Origin of the sequence: Pedobacter sp. PF22-3, assembly GCF_026239555.1 — a bacterium.
Lineage (GTDB): Bacteria > Bacteroidota > Bacteroidia > Sphingobacteriales > Sphingobacteriaceae > Pedobacter.
In genome coordinates this window covers 75,899-94,601 of sequence record NZ_JAPIVP010000013.1, presented here as the reverse complement: position 1 = coordinate 94,601, position 18,703 = coordinate 75,899, and the positions used below count along the sequence as shown (strand labels likewise).

Annotated in this window: 16 protein-coding genes and 2 tRNA genes; 13 read left to right on the top strand and 5 right to left on the bottom strand. The window is 37.2% G+C overall.

Going from position 1 to position 18,703, the window contains the following annotated elements:
- Positions 1-71: 71 nt before the first annotated feature.
- Positions 72-683 carry a TetR/AcrR family transcriptional regulator gene (locus OQX63_RS16610; RefSeq protein WP_265851941.1) on the bottom strand — a complete coding sequence of 204 codons (612 nt, stop codon included), beginning with the start codon at positions 681-683 and terminating at the stop codon, positions 72-74.
- A 167-nt stretch (positions 684-850) separates the two neighbouring features.
- Between OQX63_RS16610 and OQX63_RS16605 the strand changes: the two genes are divergently transcribed.
- The 4 genes from OQX63_RS16605 (at position 851) to OQX63_RS16590 (ending at position 3,464) form a co-directional block, all read left to right on the top strand.
- A complete protein-coding gene (locus OQX63_RS16605; RefSeq protein WP_265851940.1) occupies positions 851-1,291 on the top strand; it encodes a sterol desaturase family protein in 441 nt (146 codons plus the stop codon).
- A gap of 10 nt (positions 1,292-1,301) precedes the next feature.
- Positions 1,302-1,748 (top strand): hypothetical protein, encoded by a 447-nt coding sequence (locus OQX63_RS16600; protein WP_265851939.1) that lies wholly within the window; start codon positions 1,302-1,304, stop codon positions 1,746-1,748.
- A gap of 41 nt (positions 1,749-1,789) precedes the next feature.
- The gene (gene murB, locus OQX63_RS16595) at positions 1,790-2,806 is read left to right on the top strand and encodes a UDP-N-acetylmuramate dehydrogenase (protein ID WP_265851938.1); all 1,017 of its coding nucleotides are present in this window, start codon (positions 1,790-1,792) and stop codon (positions 2,804-2,806) included.
- Between the two features lie 127 nt (positions 2,807-2,933).
- Complete coding sequence (locus OQX63_RS16590; protein WP_265851937.1) at positions 2,934-3,464, top strand: RNA polymerase sigma factor; 531 nt, start codon at positions 2,934-2,936, stop codon at positions 3,462-3,464.
- Between the two features lie 492 nt (positions 3,465-3,956).
- On the opposite strand, the gene OQX63_RS16585 is transcribed toward OQX63_RS16590, so the two are convergent.
- Both OQX63_RS16585 and OQX63_RS16580 read right to left on the bottom strand, forming a co-directional pair.
- Positions 3,957-5,438: a phytoene desaturase family protein gene (locus OQX63_RS16585; protein WP_265851936.1), complete on the bottom strand. Its 1,482-nt coding sequence runs from the start codon at positions 5,436-5,438 to the stop codon at positions 3,957-3,959.
- Between the two features lie 330 nt (positions 5,439-5,768).
- Positions 5,769-6,074: a GIY-YIG nuclease family protein gene (locus tag OQX63_RS16580; protein WP_265851935.1), complete on the bottom strand. Its 306-nt coding sequence runs from the start codon at positions 6,072-6,074 to the stop codon at positions 5,769-5,771.
- Between the two features lie 573 nt (positions 6,075-6,647).
- On the opposite strand from OQX63_RS16580, the gene OQX63_RS16575 reads away from it, so the two are divergent.
- The 3 genes from OQX63_RS16575 to OQX63_RS16565 all read left to right on the top strand — a co-directional run bounded on the left by OQX63_RS16575 (position 6,648) and on the right by OQX63_RS16565 (position 8,791).
- Complete coding sequence (locus OQX63_RS16575) at positions 6,648-7,178, top strand: hypothetical protein (RefSeq protein ID WP_265851934.1); 531 nt, start codon at positions 6,648-6,650, stop codon at positions 7,176-7,178.
- Between the two features lies 1 nt (position 7,179).
- A complete protein-coding gene (locus OQX63_RS16570) occupies positions 7,180-7,869 on the top strand; it encodes a lycopene cyclase domain-containing protein (protein ID WP_265851933.1) in 690 nt (229 codons plus the stop codon).
- Between the two features lie 679 nt (positions 7,870-8,548).
- On the top strand, positions 8,549-8,791 hold the full coding sequence (locus OQX63_RS16565) for a cytochrome b5 domain-containing protein (RefSeq protein ID WP_265851932.1): 243 nt from the start codon (positions 8,549-8,551) through the stop codon (positions 8,789-8,791).
- Between the two features lie 136 nt (positions 8,792-8,927).
- Here OQX63_RS16565 and OQX63_RS16560 read toward each other — a convergent pair whose 3' ends face one another.
- Positions 8,928-9,848 carry a PfkB family carbohydrate kinase gene (locus OQX63_RS16560; RefSeq protein ID WP_265851931.1) on the bottom strand — a complete coding sequence of 307 codons (921 nt, stop codon included), beginning with the start codon at positions 9,846-9,848 and terminating at the stop codon, positions 8,928-8,930.
- A 143-nt stretch (positions 9,849-9,991) separates the two neighbouring features.
- Here OQX63_RS16560 and OQX63_RS16555 point away from each other — a divergent pair.
- From OQX63_RS16555 to OQX63_RS16545, 3 genes are all read left to right on the top strand, one after another.
- Positions 9,992-10,065 (top strand) — tRNA-Asn (locus OQX63_RS16555).
- 334 nt (positions 10,066-10,399) lie between these two features.
- Entirely contained in the window at positions 10,400-11,308 is a 909-nt protein-coding gene (locus OQX63_RS16550) for an alpha/beta fold hydrolase (RefSeq protein WP_265851930.1), read from the top strand.
- 103 nt (positions 11,309-11,411) lie between these two features.
- On the top strand, positions 11,412-12,278 hold the full coding sequence (locus OQX63_RS16545) for a helix-turn-helix domain-containing protein (protein WP_265851929.1): 867 nt from the start codon (positions 11,412-11,414) through the stop codon (positions 12,276-12,278).
- A gap of 858 nt (positions 12,279-13,136) precedes the next feature.
- On the opposite strand, the gene OQX63_RS16540 is transcribed toward OQX63_RS16545, so the two are convergent.
- Complete coding sequence (locus OQX63_RS16540) at positions 13,137-13,637, bottom strand: GNAT family N-acetyltransferase (RefSeq protein ID WP_265851928.1); 501 nt, start codon at positions 13,635-13,637, stop codon at positions 13,137-13,139.
- A gap of 442 nt (positions 13,638-14,079) precedes the next feature.
- On the opposite strand from OQX63_RS16540, the gene OQX63_RS16535 reads away from it, so the two are divergent.
- The 3 genes from OQX63_RS16535 to OQX63_RS16525 all read left to right on the top strand — a co-directional run bounded on the left by OQX63_RS16535 (position 14,080) and on the right by OQX63_RS16525 (position 18,305).
- Positions 14,080-17,364: a TonB-dependent receptor gene (locus OQX63_RS16535; protein ID WP_265851927.1), complete on the top strand. Its 3,285-nt coding sequence runs from the start codon at positions 14,080-14,082 to the stop codon at positions 17,362-17,364.
- A 257-nt stretch (positions 17,365-17,621) separates the two neighbouring features.
- Positions 17,622-17,780 (top strand): hypothetical protein, encoded by a 159-nt coding sequence (locus OQX63_RS16530; protein ID WP_265851926.1) that lies wholly within the window; start codon positions 17,622-17,624, stop codon positions 17,778-17,780.
- Positions 17,781-18,228: 448 nt separating this feature from the next.
- Positions 18,229-18,305: transfer RNA gene (locus OQX63_RS16525), tRNA-Asn, on the top strand.
- Positions 18,306-18,703: the final 398 nt, after the last annotated feature.

Genomic DNA, 18,703 nt, shown 5'->3' with positions numbered 1-18,703 from the left:
TGTTTTTGGGTTCTTCTCTGTTTATTTCAGCCTGTAAAGTTGAGGCTGTTTATTCATGCCACGTTAAACTTTTAGTCTGTACACCTTAAGCCTCTCACAAATATAGAAGTCAGGTTTTTTTGCTTTAACGTCATTTTATTTAATGATTTTTTATCTGGGAAAAGGTCCTTGCCGGTTTCCATAATACACATGGTGCAAAGGCCCATTAAACTTTCCAGGTATAACTCGGCAACATGCGTGGTGTCTTCATGTTCAATTTCTCCTTTTGCTTTAGCCTGACTAAAAATTTCTGCGAAAAAATCTTTTTCTGATTCTTTTAGTGTATGCAGTTTGCCTTTAATTACTTCATCGTTCAGTAAATCCGGAATGCCCTCGGTAATGCGGAGCATGTAATATTTCTGGAAAAATGTGTTCCGGACATCAATCGTATTAAAAAGAATTTCCTGTACCGGTAAATCAGGGTTGTGTTTCTTTTTGATCAGTTCAAAGAAGTCGTTAAATACTCTTTCTATCACGCCTAAAATCAAATGTTTTTTATCGGGAAAATAATAATAAAGAGATGGTTTAGATACGGATAGATCTTCGGCAATATCATTCATTGTGGTTTTACCAATACCAAAATGAATAAAGCGTTTTATAGCACCATCAATAATTTGCTCTCTCTTTTTATCAGCTACAATCATTTTACTTTTCTACTTTCTGACTTTTTTAATATTTTGGTCAAAAATAGTGCTAAAAAATGATTTGTCATGAAAAGTTAGTTTGAAACAGTGGTAAGCTTACAATTTTATGACATATTTTTGCTTCCGAAGATGTTTATATATCTTTACAAACCAATAATTTAGAAAAGTTGTCTGCATTTATCAATATACTCATTGTACTATTTACCATCATTGCTATGGAGTGTTTATCGTGGTTTATACACAAGTATTTATTCCATGGGCCGCTTTGGTTTATGCATAAAAGCCACCACCAGAAAGCAAAATCGTTTTTCGAATGGAACGATTTGTTTGCGGTATTATTTGCTGCAACATCTTTGTATTTAATGTACATCGATCGGGATAGTTTGGGTTATAGGTTTTTTGTTGGCTTAGGCATTACTTTGTATGGCTTAATTTATTTTGTAGTGCACGACTGGTTTGTTCACCGGCGATTTAAAACCTTTAAAAGCAATAATGTTTATTTAATGGCGGTACGGAAAGCGCATAAAATCCACCATAAAAACAGAGGAAAGGAAAAAGGGAAAGCTTTTGGTTTGTTGTTTGTGCGTAAAGCAGTATTAAAAAGCTAAATCGCGCCGTATGAAAACTTATCGCCTGGCAATTTTGATTGGAATTATTTCTTTAACCTTATATTCATGTAGCAAAAAGACGGATAAAGACCGCGCCATTGCCCTAGTGGAATCTAAATATGAAAACAGCAGTCTGGATCTGAATTTCGATGGGGCGGAATTGGATAGTTTATACAATATTTCTCCGCAGGCTTATGCCGATAGCATTAAAAAAGGAGATGAGTTAGATGTTTCTTTAGCTGAGTTAGAAAGCCAGATTGAGCATTTGAGTCAGGCGGAGTCGGACAGTGTAGGATTGATTAGTGCTAAACTCACTAAAGAAAGATACCGTCTTTTGGATTTAAAGAAAATCAAACCAGAATTTATTGGCTGGAAACTTTCTGGTGTAGCCATAGTGGGTGATAGGCAAGTTTTAAGCTTTAATTTTGATAAGGGAATTACCAAAATCGTTCCTTAACTATTTTTTATTTTACTTTTGCAGCATAATACAAAATCAATATGCTTCAAATCCAGGAAAATATTTCGCTAAAACCATACAACTCCTTTGGTATAGATGTTAGGGCCGGTTACTTTGCTGAAGTGTTTTCTGAAGCAGATCTGAACAGTTTGTTTAAAAATGTGATCGTAAAATCTAAGCAGCTTCTGATAATAGGTGGGGGGAGTAATGTTTTATTTACTGAAGATTATGACGGATTAGTTGTTAAAATCAGCATCAAGGGCATTCAATCTAAAGTAATTGATGATCGTGTTTTAGTAACTGCCGGTGCAGGTGAGGTTTGGAACGATTTTGTAAACTATTGCGTTGAACACCATTTTGCAGGTGTAGAAAATTTGAGCCTGATTCCAGGTACGGTAGGTGCGTCGCCCATACAGAATATCGGAGCATATGGGGTAGAACTTAAAGATGTTTTCGAAAGTTGCACGGCATTTGAAATTAAAACCGGAGAAATTAAAACCTTTAACTATAACGATTGTCATTTTGGCTACCGTGAAAGTATTTTCAAAAGAGCGTTGAAGGGGCAATATATTATTACGTCTGTTACTTTCCGTTTATCATCAGAAGCCAAAATTAATACTTCTTACGGCGCAATCGAAACCGAGCTGCTGAACAGGGGAATCAAAAACCCAAATATTGCAGATGTTTCTGCGGCTGTATCGCATATTCGCGTAAGCAAACTACCAGATCCTTCTACAATAGGAAATGCGGGTAGCTTCTTTAAAAATCCGGTGATCGAAAAACATGAATTTGCAGATATTGTAGCAAAGCACCCCGATGTGGTGCATTATCCTACGGCTGATAATAAAATTAAATTAGCAGCAGGCTGGTTAATTGAGCAATGTGGCTGGAAAGGAAAAGTGGTTGGGCAAACGGGTACCTGGAAAAACCAGGCATTGGTTTTAGTTAACCACGGACACGCAACTGGTACAGAAGTGTATAATTTTTCTGAACAAATAATAGACAGTGTGAAGTCTACTTTTGGGGTCACCTTAGAGAGAGAAGTAAATATTCTGTGACGAAAGCTGACTATGAAGTAGTTACGCGCTTTTAGTATCATGCCAGAAAATTTTGGTATTAAGTTTGTTTGAGTTTAAATGAATGAACAATAATTGATTTGTTTTTAATCTCCTAAAGCTAAATATCATGACAAAATTTGAATTCAATCATCTGGTTAATCATCACTCGGTATCACTTAGATCTTATGCTTTAAATTTTACAAAAGACGCAGAAGACGCAAATGATTTGGTTCAGGATACTATGCTGAAAGCAATCACTTATTATAATAAATTCAAAGAGGGTACAAATTTAAAAGGGTGGTTGTTTACGATCATGAAAAATACCTTTATTAATAATTATCGCCGATTGGTTAAAACAAATACTTTAATTACACAGAGCGAAGATATTTCTTCTGCAAACTTATCATATAGTGCAACCAAAAACCAGGCAGAGAGTAAATTTGTGTTAGGTGATATTGATAAAGCATTATCTCAATTGCCTGAAGAATACTATGTGCCATTCATCCGCTATTTTGAAGGTTATAAATACCATGAGATTGCTGATATGTTAGAAATTCCGATTGGAACAGTAAAAACACGTATCCACGTAGCAAGAGGAATTTTGAAAAAATACCTTAAAACTTACTCAAAAGAGATTGCCATTTCGGAATTGTCTTAAAATACATCTATTATAGAATTAGGGGCTCAGATTTATCTGGGCCTTTTTTTATGTGTTCTGACTTCTTCAAAGAGGTTTGTTACTTATTCGTCATTGCGATGAGGCTTCTTCAGCCGAGGAAGCAATCTTATCCTTATGGATTATAGCGATCATTTTAAGATTGATTCGTCTCTTATAATGACTTCAATGTAAGTTATTAATTATCAGATTATCTTTTTTAGACGTCATCCCCATTTTTTTCAGGGAGAAGTCCTGATGAGTACTCATAATGACGATTCTTTTTATAGAAACACCCTAAAAGCAAAAGGCCCGGAAAATCCAGGCCTTTTTGCTTATCATATATTTGGTTAGTTGATTCTTATGTTTTCTTTCAACAATTCGCCTTTTCTCTTATTTCGAAACAAATGCAAACCTCAAACAATTATGCGTTTTGTAGTATTATTGCAGTGTTTTTGTTTTGTGGTTATAAAGATAAGGGAAATTTTAAATTTGTCAAGCTTTTTTTAACTTTTTTTTTATTTCTTTTGCTGCCACTTGTCCAGAGATGATTGCAGGAGGTACCCCAGGCCCTGGAACGGTTAATTGTCCGGTATATAAAAAATTTGTTACTTTACTTTTCATTTTTGGTTTTAGAAAAGCGGTCTGTTTCAAAGTGTTTGCTAATCCGTACGCATTTCCTTTAAAGGCATGATAATCTTCCACAAAATCTTTCATGGCATAACTTCGTTTAAATAAAATGCTGCTGCTAATGTCGTTTCCCGTCAAGTTTTTAAAGCGTTCTATCAATACATTAAAGTATTCTTCTCTTTTGCTTTCGTTATCTTCCAAATCGGGTGCAAGCGGAATCAAAAAGAAGAGATTTTCACAACCTTCTGGTGCTACGCTTTTATCAGTTACAGAAGGGCAGCAGGCATAAAACAGAGGTTGCGATGGCCATTGTGGGTTACTGTATATTTCTTCGGCATGTTGATCAAAATTTTCATCGAAGAATAAGTTGTGGTGTAATATATTGTCAAGTTTTTTATTTAAGCCGATATAGAATAAAAGACAGGAAGGTGCCATTGTTCTTTTATCCCAATACTTTTTGTCGTAATTACGGTACGGTTGATCAAAAAGATGTTGATCAATGTGGTGATAATCTGCATTGCCAACCACAAAGTCGCTTTTAAAATTTCCCTGATTCGTAATTACGTACTCTGCCAGGTTGTTTTTTACTTCGATTTTAGTTACTTCCGTGTCGAAAATGAATTTTACCCCTTCGCTTTCTGCAATGTTCTGCATAGCAGCCACAATTTGGTGCATGCCGCCCATTGGGTACCAGGTACCTAAAACGAGGTCTGCGTAGTTCATTAGGCTGTATAATGCAGGTGTGTTTTGTGGCGTGGCACCTAAAAACAAAACCGGGAATTCCAAAAGCTTCCGCAAACGCTCGTTTTTGAACAGCTTGTGCACATGTTTTCTCATGTTGCCCAAGAGCTGTAGTTTAATACCGCTAATGGCTAACCTGGGGTCGAAATATTCCATTACACTATGCGAAGGCTTAAAAACATACTCGTTCATGCCTACATCATATTTATACTTGGCCTGATCGAGAAAATACTTTAGGTTACCGCTGCTGCCCGGCTCAAGTTTTTCAAATAATGCATATAAATCTTCCAATGTTGCTGGAACATCAATAGTGTCTTTTTTGCCAAAATAAATGCGGTAAGAGGGGCTTAGTCTTTTTAATGAATAGAAATCGGAAGCAGTTTTGCCAAATAGGTTATAATAGTTTTCGAATACATCCGGCATCCAGTACCAGCTAGGGCCCATATCGAAAAGAAAACCATCTTTTTGCCAGGTTCTGGCCCTGCCGCCGGCCATTTCGTTTTTTTCGATAACCGTAACGTCACAGCCATCTTTGGCCAGTAAAGCTGCTGCAGCCATGCCTGCAAAACCGGCACCGATAATGGTAACCGTGGGTTTTTTCTCCATGGTGTAAATAAAGGAATTTTATTGGGTTTTGTTTTGGTTTTTTCTCATTCCTTATCTGTCATGCTAAAATGCAATAAAGAATCTTTTTTGACAGTTAGCCCGCATTTTTAATGTGTAATATAGAAATAATGCCTTTCTCTGTGGTTAAAGATCCTTCGCTGCGCTCAGGATGACATTTAAAGGATTTGTCATTCTGAATGCAATGAAGAATCTTTCGCTTAGATCGTTTTTTATCAGCTTAATTAATCAGTGTTTTTGGGTTTAATGTTCTATGTTAAAGATCCTTCGCTGCGCTCAGGATGACAGTAAAAACAAGGAAGATGTTGTGTGTTATTCTTCAGCAATTAAATCGTTAAGGAAATCCCAGTTTTCATTTTTTAATTCAATTAATGCATTCTTCTTTTCCCTTGTCCATCCATTTATTTCTTTTTCACGTTCAATAGCATAATCAATGTATTCAAATCTTTCAAAATAAACTAGGTAATAGCAATTGTATTTTTTAGTAAAGGCAAATTTATTTTCTTTGTTTTCTTTGTGTTGCCTCAATCTGACCTCTAAGTCATTTGTGACTCCAGTATAAACTACAGTTTTATTTTTATTGGTTAAGATGTAAACGAAGTAATTGTGGTTCATCATTAAAAATAATATTTTTTATTAAAAAGAAGTTTGTCATTCTGAATGCAATGAAGAATTTTTTGTATTGACCGTTTAACTGCCTTCTTAATGTGTGATTTAGGTACAATGTTTTCTTGGTTAAAGATCCTTCGCTGCGCTCAGGATGACATTGAGGGCGTCTGTCATTCTGAATGCAATGAAGAATCTTTTGCTTAGATCGTTTTTTATCGGCTTAATTGATCAGTAGTTAGCGGTTTAGTACTCTATGTTAAAGATCCTTCGCTACGCTCAGGATGACATTGAGGGGATTTGTCATTCTGAATGCAATGAAGAATCTTTTGCTTAGATCGTTTTTTATCGGCTTAATTGATCAGTAGTTAAAGGTTTAGTACTCTATGTTAAAGATCCTTCGCTGCGCTCAGGATGACATTGATGGGATTCGTCATTCTGAATGCAATGAAGAATCTTTTGTATTACCTGTGTTTTTAATAGACTTAGTTTAACGGCAACGTTATTTTATCGAAATCCCTGACTGCATCCTGAAATACAATACAAATAAATGCGCCCAGCTTTTCTTACATTTGCCAGCAACATATGATTAAACTACGTATTATATTTTTCCTGCTGTTTACGGCAGTCAACGTTACCTATGCACAACTCTCCACCCCAGAAATTGCGGTATTAAAAACCAATTTGGTTAAAGCGGTAGACAATGCTAAACTCACTGATTCATTATTTACCAAACTGAGCAAACTACCCAATAAAACAGCATTGGTTACTGGTTACTTAGGTACTTTGGAAGCACTCAAAGCCAAACACTCATGGAATCCCTATAATAAGATCAAATATGTGGGCCAATCGCTTAAAACGATGCAAAAGGCAATAGATATGGATAAGGAAAATATGGAAATTCGTTTTATGCGTTTTTCTATCGAATTTTATACACCTTCCTTTCTGGGTTTCAGTAAAGATTTAGCGCAGGATAAAAAGGAGATTGTTAAACATTATCAAAATGGAAATTTTGGCCTGGCTGATGCAGAGCTGGTTAAAAACGTAGCTAAATTTATGATCGACAGCAAAAAATGCAGTCCTGCTGAAGTTAAAATTTTAACAAAATATCTTTAGGATGAATTATACCTATCTACTTATTAATATAGCCGTAATTTTTTTTCCACTGGTTTTATCATTCGATAAAAAAGTCCATTTTTTTAGCAAATGGAAGTTTATATTTCCTGCCATATTACTTACCGGTATTATTTTTTTAATCTGGGACATCTTATTTACCAAACTCAATGTATGGTCTTTTAATCCCGATTACCTGGTCGGGATAAATCTTTTTGGTTTGCCTTTGGAAGAGATTTTATTCTTTTTAACGGTCCCTTATGCCTGTGTATTTATTTATGAATGTTTAAATGCCTATTTTCCAAAGAATGATCTGCAAAAATATAGCCTTGCATTAAGCAATCTTTTCCTTGGGCTTAGTGTAGCCATTTTATTTTTCGGCTATAACAGGTGGTATACGTTAATTAATTTTGGCTTTTTGTTTATCGTGTTGGCCTACGTAGAATATGTGAATGTAAAATTTAGGTTTATGTATAAATTTTACAGAGCTTACCTGGTTTCACTTATTCCATTTTATATCGTAAACGGTTTTTTAACTGCTATTCCAGTGGTAATGTATAATAATAAAGAAAATATAGGGTTTAGGGTGGGTACCATCCCTTTCGAAGATCATTTTTATTTAATGGGGCTGTTGCTGATGAATATCTACCTGTACGAGGTTTTTAAAAGTAAGGGTGGTAAAAGCCAGGCGTAAATAAAATTGTTTGTTTTTTTGGAAAACAAATGTGCAGTAGCGCTTGGCGGGTTTCAGTCCCGCTTTTCATTACAAGTCCTCGCTGCGCTCCGGGCTTTCCATTACAATCAGGTTTAGGAACAGGGATTCTGCACCATACAAGTCCCCCGCCGTGGTTCGTGTCATCACGAAACATATTTCTGCACCTTGCCAATCCTAAATATGAAACACTGTCTCCGGCGACCTAGCCCCGGTTGAATCGATACCCTGCAGCAACGAGGTACGAGGCAGCGAAGCGTATAAGCATAAAGCAGGAACACACTTATTGATTTGTACAAGCGTTGCGCTCCAAAATATGAAGATTGATTTATAAATATTAGGGTAAAGGTTTTCAACTCTGCTCAGACTGAGACTTTGCATTGATCTTTGCACCCGCCATGGTTCGTGTCATCACGAAACATATTTCTGCACCTTACCAACCCTAAATATGAAACACTGTCTCCGGCCACTTAGCCCCGGTTGGAGTGGTACCCTGCAGCAACGAGGTACGAGGCAGCGAAGTGTACAGGCGTAAAACGGGAAGAAACGTATTGATATGATATGTACAAGCTGCGCGCTCCACAAAAGTTTAGCCCTGTTTTATACCATCTAAAGATATGGTTAAAAATCTTTTCTTTATCTTCAGCGCGAAATTAACCCAATGGATTTACCAAGTTACACCAAACAACAACTTGCTTTGCGGAACGGACAGGATAAGCCTCAGATCTGGGTAGCTTATAAAGGTTTAATTTATGATATGACAGATAGCAGGTTGTGGAAGAATGGCAAACATTATGAGCACTGGGCCGGGCAGGATTTAACTGATGAGCTGCCAGATGCACCCCATACCGAAGCTGTTTTTGAAAAGTTTGTACCTATAGCTAGACTCGTTCAACCGAATTAATTTTGCTAGCCTCCAGGTTGCGATAAAGATTTGCCCAATAAAAAAGCCGCATTATTTAAGCATGACACTTAAAATCTGCGGCTCAATTTATCTGCGTAATGTAACTGATAACTGCTTATTGAAAACTGTGAACTGTTTAAGCTTCTATTGTAAAAGAACTTAAGTTTACAAATTCCTGAATTCTTGCCGCAACTTCTTCATCGGTTAAATTTAATAACTTTTCTGTTCCAAATTTCTCTACACAGAAAGAGGCCAGTGCAGAACCGTAAATAATTGCATTTTTCATGTTGTTGAAGTTGATGGTACCCACTTTGGCCAAGTAACCAATAAAACCTCCTGCAAATGTATCTCCTGCACCTGTCGGATCGAATACTTCTGCCAAAGGTAAGGCCGGAGCAGAGAAAATCTGGTCTTCGTGGAATAATAATGCACCATGTTCACCTTTTTTAATGATCAAATATTTTGGACCCATGGTAAGGATTTTCTTCGCGGCCTTTACCAATGAATATTCTCCTGATAGCTGGCGTGCTTCGGCATCATTAATGGTTAGTACATCAACCATTTTAATGGTTTCCAATAAATCATCCATCATAATATCCATCCAAAAGTTCATGGTGTCCATCACGATTAATTTTGGGCGATTTTTAAGGCGTTTAATTACCGTTTGCTGTACTTGTGGCGTTAGGTTGCCCAACATCAGATATTCGCAGTCTTGGTAGCTCTCTGGGATAATCGGGTCGAAATTTTCCAATACATTTAATTCCGTAATCAAAGTATCGCGGCTATTCATGTCATTATGATATTTGCCCGACCAGAAAAATGATTTTTCACCAGCTTTAATCTGTAGTCCTTCGGTATCAACACCGTGTTTGGTGAAAGTGTCGATGTCTGATTGATGAAAATCATCGCCCACCACAGCTACAATTTTTGCTTTATTATAAAAGTAAGAAGCTGCTAAACTTGCGTAAGTTGCCGCACCACCAACAATTTTATCAGTTTTTCCGAAAGGAGTTTCAATAGCATCAAAAGCTACAGTACCTATGATTATCAGGCTCATATATATGTATTAAATTTTTTTAAAATTTTTTCACTGCAAATATTGCATAAATAATTTAAAAGCCCTAATATTGCATTCCCAAAACGAACAATGGTTGTTGTGCTGCAAAGTACATAAAACTTCGTTTTAGGGAATGCCAGCACTCCTTCTTAGCTCAGCTGGTTAGAGCATCTGACTGTTAATCAGAGGGTCGCTGGTTCGAGCCCAGCAGAGGGAGCTTAAAGCGGATAACGAAAGTTATTCGCTTTTTTCATTTAAAAATCAGGCTGGGCGAGGATGTTAATCTTCAAAGTAAATTCCATCGTAAGTTTTCAAGTTCAGATAACTATGATTTTCCTCAATTGCCAGAATGTTAGTCCTTGTCTAACCAAAGATGTTTATGGAATGGGTATAATGTCCATGTCTTAGTTGTTTTAAATCTTGAAAATATTTCATTCTAGGAAAAATGTACAAGATTGTTGTCTGTTTGTCCATTCCCTGGGGCTGGGATTCTCCCCACCTTTGTATTGTCAACAAACAACAAATATTTCAAACATTTAAAAAAAACAACAATGAAAAATCTAATCTTAACAGCAAGCCTAATCATCACCTTAATTACTAGCCAGTTTGCTTTTTCACAAAGTAAAAGAATCCCAGCTTCAGCCGGAAGAGCACAATATATCGAAGTTGAGCAGGGAGTGAAACTTCATGTAACTGATCTTGGTGTAGGGCAACCAATAGTACTGATTCATGGATGGCCACTAAGTGATGAAATGTACCAATATCAATACCAATATTTAGTAAGGAAAGGTTTTAGGGTAATTGGCATAACGCTACGTGGTTTTGGCAAATCAGATAAACCTTATGGAAAATACAATTTTGATGTTTTTTCTGATGACATTTATGCCGTTCTTCACACCCTAAAAATAGAAAATGCTGTTTTGGGCGGTTTTTCTATGGGCGGTGCGGTTACCATCCATTATGTAAACAAGTATAAATCTGCACATGTGAGCAAACTGGCACTATTTGCCGCCGCTGCTCCATCCTGGAAACAACGTGCAGATTACAATTACGGAATATCTGAAGAAGGTGCTGCCGGACTGATTAAACAAACCATGACCAACAGAGAGGAGCTGATAGGCGGATTAGGTGCAGCATTTGCAGCCAAAGGCACTACATTACCTAAAAATACAGAGAAATGGCTTGAAAGCATCAATTTATCAGCAAGTCCATACGTAGTTACCGAATCTATTAGTGCGCTTGGCGATTTAGATTTGCGCCCTGTACTTAAAAACATAAACATTCCTGTAGCCATATTTCAAGGTACAAAAGATCAATTGATTGATTATGCATTAGCAGAACAGTTGCAAAAGGGCTTTAAAAATGCATACATCGTTAAATTCGAAAATAGCGGGCACGCACTTTTTGTAGAAGAAATGGATAAATTTAACACAGAGCTAGAACAGTTTGCAAAAAAATAAAAGCTGCCTGTAGATTCCCAGATCTACAGGCAGCTTTCCTTTTAACCTATATTGAAATCATCGCGAAGAATTGTATTTTTAATCGATTTGATCGGACCACATTATGAAACGAAACATTTTTGACGAGAACCTTAAAACCATTGGCATGTTAAATGTCGATTTACAAAGTATCGAAGTCATTAATTCCGAAGCATATAAATCTTATATCAAGGTGCTTTATCTTAATGAAGGATTTGAGTTAAAAGTAGATTTCAATGTATATAGTACGATTGGTCCAACACTATTCTTTATCAGTCCAAATCAGGTGCTGAACATCGAAAAACTTGGTCAGAAACCTGGCCGATTGATATTTTATAACCGCGACTTTTACTGTATACAGTTACACGATGAAGAAGTTGCCTGCGATGGCCTCTTGTTTAATAACATCAATAATATGCCAATGACGATTATACCCGGGCAAGACGCAACTTTTATTGAATACCTGTTTTCGAGGATGGAGGATGAATTTGAATTGGAAGACGGTTCGCTGGAGGAAATGATCAGAACTTATCTTAAACAGCTTTTAATCAAATCGACCCGCTTATGGAAGTTGCAGCACTTAGAAGGTGTGATGGCGGCGAAACCCAACAACGACCTGGAATTTTTCAGGAAATTTACACAATTGGTTGAGGCTAATTTTAAACAAAAGCATCATGTTGCCGACTATGCCGATATGCTGCTGATGGCACCCAAAACCCTTACCCATAGATTTAAGCGGCTTAATTTGCCTCAGCCTAATGAAATTATCAAGAATAGGATTATCCTGGAAGCAAAGAGGTTGTTGGTACATACAAACAGAACAGCTAAAGAAATTGCCTACGCATTAGGTTATGAAGATCCTGCCTATTTTAGCCGCTTGTTTTTTATTAAAACCGGCGAACCGCCTTCTGGTTTCAGGTCTAAATACCTGAATGTAAAAGAAAGGAATTAGCCGCCAGTTGATTGTTAACCTGTAGTAACGAGGTAAGAGGAAGCGAAGTGTAAAAGCTAAAAAAGAGAAGGAGTTTTGTATTTAATATTAGCTTGCGCTCCATATATAGCAATTATACATTTACTGCAATTGAAAAAAAATGTTTTGTTTTAGGAAATGAACGTCTTGTGGATCTTGGCGGCTTTTAGTCCCGCCATCCGCTATAGCTCCGATAGAAAGAATCGGAGGCTGCCGCTGCTGTCGGGTTTAAGAACAGGGGTTTGTGCGCCGTGCAGCCTTAAATGAAAGTTGCTTTGCCAAAAATCAACTATTTAACATATGAGATATTGTAGTAAATATAAGCTTATATGGCTCTTATATTTCTCAATATGGTTTAATATATTGGAAAATGAGGATTAGGTAGTTTTCTGGCGGTTACGGATCCGATGCGTTTCACTTTTTTTATATCATCTGGTTGGTAAACAATGGTTGTGTATTCTTTAACCTCAAAAATGAAAACTGGTTTGGCCAATTAGCACCTGGTTGATTGTTACCCTGCAGCAATGAGTTACGAGGAAGCGAAGCATAAAAGCGAAAGAGCTTTGTATTTAATGCAGGTTTTGCGCTTCAAATAGCAATTATTCATTTCTTGAAATTGAAAAATAATGTATGTTTTAGGAAATGAACGTCTTGTTGCTTTTGGCGGCTTTTAGTCCCGCTTTCACTTATAGTCCTCGCTTCACTCCGGGCTATTCCGTTCAGTCAGGTTTAGGGACAGCGGTTTGTGCCCTGCAACATTAAAAATCTTTGTATACCAAAATGGCGCACAATCTTATTATGCTGCAAGGGCATTTTGTGATCTGTTATGCGTATTAAGAATTACAACAATTTTTGGTAACAAAAGAAACGTAATCCGGGACGCTTGGCCAAGCCAATTTCGCCACTAAACTGATAGCCAAGTTTTGGGAACAGTGCCTGGGTGGCCATATTTTTACTGTTCGTGTCTACCCTCAAGATAGAGATATCCGAGTCTTTTGCTACCTGCTCGGCCTGATTCATTAAAGCTTTGGCAATACCTTTGCCCTGGCAATCAGGATCAACGGCTAAGCGGTGCGTAACAATGGCTTTTTCGGTAGTGTCCCAGCCAGCGTCAGCATATTCGGGGTCTTGATCTGTTGTAATTGCCGAGATACCAACAATTTTATTTTCCAGTTCCGCTACCCATAACTGGCCGATTGTAATATCGTTGGCAAATACTTCAGGATTAGGATAATCATCTCCCCACTGGAAATTTCCTGCAGCACGCATCAAAGGCACAACCTTGCGCACAAGTTGCATAATTGGTGGGATATCTTCTGTAACGGCTAATCTTATTGTCATGAGTGCAAAAATAAGTTTTTTGGCCAACTGTTTAAATTGGTTAATCTATTAATTGTCGCCAACCGCTATTCGCCAAACCGAGGCAATCATTGGTTCATTTGTCTATTGGTCATTTGTTGGCTGGTGCAGGTTTGATGAATGGTTAACTATAAAAATAGGTTAATCTACGCTAAACTTCTAACTGCTTTAATTGACTTCGGACTCCAGACTAAAGACTTCAGACTGGTGTTAGCCAAATCTTCATCAAATCTTCATCTTTCTGGCTGATATTTGAGCATATCGCTCATCATCTTATTCCGGCTTCTAAAGAGCTGTTAAGGAATTGTTTTCTTATTATTTAATTCCGATTTCCATAGTGTTAATATAAGGTTAAACTTAATTTGATGTTAATATTGAGTTAACATTAAGGCTGTTGTTTTGTGCTAAAATAAAATAACAGAAAATGAAATCACGTATACTATCGCTAGTAAGTATTCTTGTACTCCTGGTCACGTTTGCCCAGGCGCAGGTTACAACGTCAAGTATTAATGGAAAGATTAAGGATAGCAAAGGCATCATCCCTGGTGCAACTATCGTTATGGTACACGTTCCTACAGGAACAGTATCCAAAGGTTCGTCAAACGAATCCGGGCTTTACCGCATTGGTAACTTAAATCCTGGTGGACCATACAAAATCACCGTAACCTTCGTAGGTTATAGTCCAGTAGTAAAAGAAAACATTTATTTAACCCTTGGTTCAGATTTAAAAATTGATCTTGATCTTCAGGAGCAGGGTAATCAACTGGCCGATGTAAGTATTAAGGGCCAAAAGGGCGGAACAAAATCTGGTGCAGGTACTAGCATTGGAGAAGGTCAGATTAAAACCCTGCCTACCATGAACCGCAGCTTGCAGGATGTTACCCGTGTAACGCCTCAAGGCAGTAAAGACAATACCTTTGGCGGTACCAACTTCAGGTACAATAACGTAACCATTGATGGTGCGATTAATAATGATGCCATTGGTTTTAGTCCTTCATTGGGTGGCCAGAGCGGAAGTTCGGGTATGCCGGGAAGCAGTACACGTACCAACCCGGTTTCGCTTGATGCGATCCAGGATGTTACCGTTCTACTTTCTCCTTACGATGTTAAAGTGGGTAACTTTTTAGGTGGTAGTATTAACGCTGTTACGCGTGGTGGTACCAATGAGGTAGTAGGATCGGTTTATGGTTATGGCCGTAACGCTTCATTGATCGGTAGAAATAAAATCGGCGATAATGCAAAAGAGCCTTCTGCCTTTCACGATTATCAAACCGGTTTCCGTGTTGGTTTCCCGATTATAAAAGATAAGTTATTCTTCTTTACCAACGAGGAGATTACCCGCCGTCAGGATCCGGTAATTTTAGGTGCAGGATCGTCTGACATGAAATTACTTACCTTATCTGACGCACAGAAAATTTCTGACCGCATGAAAAATGCTTATGGTATTGATGCGGGTTCATTCGGAGATTATAATATTTATTCGCAATCTAACAAATTTTTTAACCGTTTAGATTGGAATATCAGCGAAAGCACCCAGTTAACCATCAGAAACAATACCATTGTTTCGAAAGCCACGAACTTAGAAAGAGATCAGTCTAACTTCAGGTTTGGCGGTATCGATTTTAAACAGAATAACAACCAATCGTCTACCGTTGCCGATCTGAAAACCCGTTTCGGAAATTCAGCCACAAATAACCTGATTTTAGGTTACTCAACTGTACACGATTTCCGCACACCTCTTTCTGATCCTGCTATTCCACAAATTGAAATTGGCTCTAATGGTGGTACTATTTTCCTGGGTACAGATAGAGAAGCAAGTATTTTTAATATGAAGCAAAATACTTTTGAACTAACGGATAACTATTCATTCAGCAAAGGCATACATAATTTTACGGTGGGTACGCACAATGAATTTTATAAAATCAATTATGGTTTTGTAAATGCCTGGAACGGTAGGGTAGCTTATGATAGTGTTGATGACTTCTTAAACAACAAGCCAAAAAGGGTACGCACAAGTTTTGATTATGCTGATAATACCCGCGATAATATTATTGCGAATCCGACAGCTAAATTCAATGTTAATCTTTATAGCGCTTATGGGCAGGATGAAATGCGTTTGAGCGATAAATTTAAACTGACATTAGGTTTGCGTTTCGATATGGCTGATTTACCAACCATGCCAACTTTGAGTAGTAAAACAACGAACTCACCAGTTGATCCTAACTATGGTACAACATATACCTATACCCAACCTTCAAACATTAATAATAAGTTTTTAAATAAAGTTCAGATTTCACCAAGATTAGGCTTTAATTTCGATGCATTGGGTGATCAAAGTTTGATTGTACGTGGCGGTAGTGGTTTATTTACCAGTCGTGTACCTTTTGCCTGGTTAGGTTATGCATATTACAATAATGGTGTAAACTATGGTTCTTATGATCTTAAACCTGCAACAGGAAACAAGGTTGTGACGCAAGTACCTGGTACCGATCCAATTAAAGATGCATTAGGTGGGAATGGCGAAGCAGGATATGCCGCCAAACAAGGCGTAAACATTAACGATGCAAATGGTGCAACACAAGTAGATTTAGTGGATAACAATTTTAAAATGCCAAAAGCATGGAGAAGTAACCTGGCCTTTGATTTCAAAACACAGGATAACTGGAAATTTACTGTAGAGGGTATTTATAGCAAGGTTATTAAGGATGTTGCTTTCCAGCAAATTAACTATGTAGATAATCCAAAATACATGGTTTATGATACACAAAAACAACAACCCATTTATAGTACAACTTCTGGAGCGTACGGAAATGGAAAGATTAATAACAAGTATACAAATGCTTATTTATTATCAAATACCGATCAAGGATATAAATATTCCTTAACAGGACAGATTAGTAAATCTTTACCGTTTGGATTAGATGTAATGGTGGCTTATACTTATGGTCAGTCAAAAGATATTGCAAACGGTATCCGGAACTCGATGGAATCTAACTGGCAGTTAAATCAGGCTTTAAGTCCAAATAACCCAGGTTTGGCTTATTCTAACTTCGATATCCGCAACAGGATTATCTCTACAATCAATTATAGGTTAGATTGGGCTAAAAACGGTAAGTATGTCTCTAACTTCTCGTTGTTCTTCAGTGGTCAATCAGGTTCTCCTTATTCATTGGGTTTGGTGAATAGTACAATCAATGGAACCGGACAAACCGTAAGTTTAATGTATATTCCGGCAGCTGGCGAAACACAGAAATTTTTTGCCAATACAGCAGATGGAATTGCACAGGCAGCAGCGTTTGATAGCTACGTCAATGGTGATAAATACCTAAGCACCCGTCGTGGCAATTTTACAGAACGTAATGGCGCACGTACCCCTTGGAATGTTCAGGCTGATTTCCGTTTATCACAAGATATTTTTGTTACCGGTACAGCAGCTAAAAAACATACTTTAACGCTTACTTACGATATTGTTAACTTAACTAATTTGTTAAATAAAGATTGGGGTGTACAATACTTTTCGCCAAATACCTACAACTCAATGGCGAGTATTGGTTTAACCCAAGCAAAAGATGCTGCAGGAAAAGTATTAACTGGAAGCCCTACTACTTATCCTACTTATACTTTTAGTCAAGCTGGCGTTAGTTCTTATTCAAAAGATTTCTTTGCCTCACGTTATCAGATGCAATTGGGATTGAGATATAGTTTCTAATCTTTTTTTAAATAAATACCTAAAACGGTCTGACTTCGAGAAAGTCAGGCCGTTTTTTGTTCTACAGAACTATTACTTTATCCGGGATATTCGCAACCTGTAATTCTACTCTATTGGTAGGCCACGGATGCACGAATAGGTTTAATTAATAATTGTTGTAGGGAATTAACCAATTAAACCTTTCCTATCCCCATCACGTCCAAATTAAATACACAGTATAACGCTTGAATTTATTTTTCAATTTAAAAGGTTAGGTTATGAAAAGGATTGTAAATGTATTGCTCTTGTTGGTTATGGCGGTTAATTTTAGTGCTTGCGTGGTAAGTGCACGTGTACCAAGGGCACATTGGGTGCGTGGTTATTATTTTGTTGGGCCTTATGGTGATCGGCATTGGGTGCCGGGACATTACCGATAGAGTTTCTATCGGCCGGTGTTTTCGCCGGCCGATTTTATAATGATTAGTTTACTGCTTAAATCTGTGTCGGAATCCTGGCTTTGGCTCTCCGCTGATGATGCAGATTACCGTTGAATTACGACCACCATATTCCCTGTGTATTTACTCTGGGTTGTCTGTGGTTAAAAGGATATGATAAATCTTGGTTGTTGAGGTATAACTAATGTAATTCTTCAGTTATTTTATTGGAAAGAATAATACGTTAGCGTCATCAATATCTATTTCAACCATGCATGATGAAATTATTTTAGAGCGATCTTTGTTAACTGGTTAATTATTATTGTGTTTTAATAATTTAATTTTTTATTTGCATAAATAGTTTAAAAGCACTAATATTGCACTCCCAAAACGAACAAGGCTATTTAATTGCAAAGTATAAATAAACCTCGTTTTAGGAAACGACCAGTACTCCTTCTTAGCTCAGCTGGTTAGAGCATCTGACTGTTAATCAGAGGGTCGCTGGTTCGAGCCCAGCAGAGGGAGCCATAGAGGGCAAACAGAAGAAATTCTCGTTTGCCCTTTCTTTTTTCACGCATAATTACTGTTAATCAAATATATTTCGGCTTCTACCTTGATTGTTTTATAGTCTGAACCGTCAATATCTCCTGCAAGCAGCAGCACTCGTGTTTAGTGATTAGAACGAAATACCCCTGATATTAAAAATGATAATTATGTCAATTTAGATAATTATAAAGCACTGGCTTGGATAGGTCTTAGAGACACTGAAGCCTACCAGAAATTTAAGGAATTGACTGGTGAAACCGATCTCAGCCAGAGTTTAAAAATAAATTTAATAAACCAAGGTACAACTAACGAATGTAATAATTGATATACCATGAAATACTTAATCATTCTAATAATCATATTTTCAACTCACTTTATAG

Bases quoted from the DNA above. Each gene is read 5' to 3' on its own strand.
- OQX63_RS16545 (WP_265851929.1), top strand. From the start codon at position 11,412: ATGAAACGAAACATTTTTGACGAGAACCTTAAAACCATTGGCATGTTA.
- OQX63_RS16610 (WP_265851941.1), bottom strand. From the start codon at position 683: ATGATTGTAGCTGATAAAAAGAGAGAGCAAATTATTGATGGTGCTATA.
- OQX63_RS16600 (WP_265851939.1), top strand. From the start codon at position 1,302: ATGAAAACTTATCGCCTGGCAATTTTGATTGGAATTATTTCTTTAACC.
- OQX63_RS16590 (WP_265851937.1), top strand. From the start codon at position 2,934: ATGACAAAATTTGAATTCAATCATCTGGTTAATCATCACTCGGTATCA.
- murB (WP_265851938.1), top strand. From the start codon at position 1,790: ATGCTTCAAATCCAGGAAAATATTTCGCTAAAACCATACAACTCCTTT.
- OQX63_RS16535 (WP_265851927.1), top strand. From the start codon at position 14,080: ATGAAATCACGTATACTATCGCTAGTAAGTATTCTTGTACTCCTGGTC.
- OQX63_RS16570 (WP_265851933.1), top strand. From the start codon at position 7,180: ATGAATTATACCTATCTACTTATTAATATAGCCGTAATTTTTTTTCCA.
- OQX63_RS16575 (WP_265851934.1), top strand. From the start codon at position 6,648: ATGATTAAACTACGTATTATATTTTTCCTGCTGTTTACGGCAGTCAAC.
- OQX63_RS16560 (WP_265851931.1), bottom strand. From the start codon at position 9,848: ATGAGCCTGATAATCATAGGTACTGTAGCTTTTGATGCTATTGAAACT.
- OQX63_RS16585 (WP_265851936.1), bottom strand. From the start codon at position 5,438: ATGGAGAAAAAACCCACGGTTACCATTATCGGTGCCGGTTTTGCAGGC.
- OQX63_RS16580 (WP_265851935.1), bottom strand. From the start codon at position 6,074: ATGATGAACCACAATTACTTCGTTTACATCTTAACCAATAAAAATAAA.
- OQX63_RS16540 (WP_265851928.1), bottom strand. From the start codon at position 13,637: ATGACAATAAGATTAGCCGTTACAGAAGATATCCCACCAATTATGCAA.
- OQX63_RS16565 (WP_265851932.1), top strand. From the start codon at position 8,549: ATGGATTTACCAAGTTACACCAAACAACAACTTGCTTTGCGGAACGGA.
- OQX63_RS16550 (WP_265851930.1), top strand. From the start codon at position 10,400: ATGAAAAATCTAATCTTAACAGCAAGCCTAATCATCACCTTAATTACT.
- OQX63_RS16530 (WP_265851926.1), top strand. From the start codon at position 17,622: ATGAAAAGGATTGTAAATGTATTGCTCTTGTTGGTTATGGCGGTTAAT.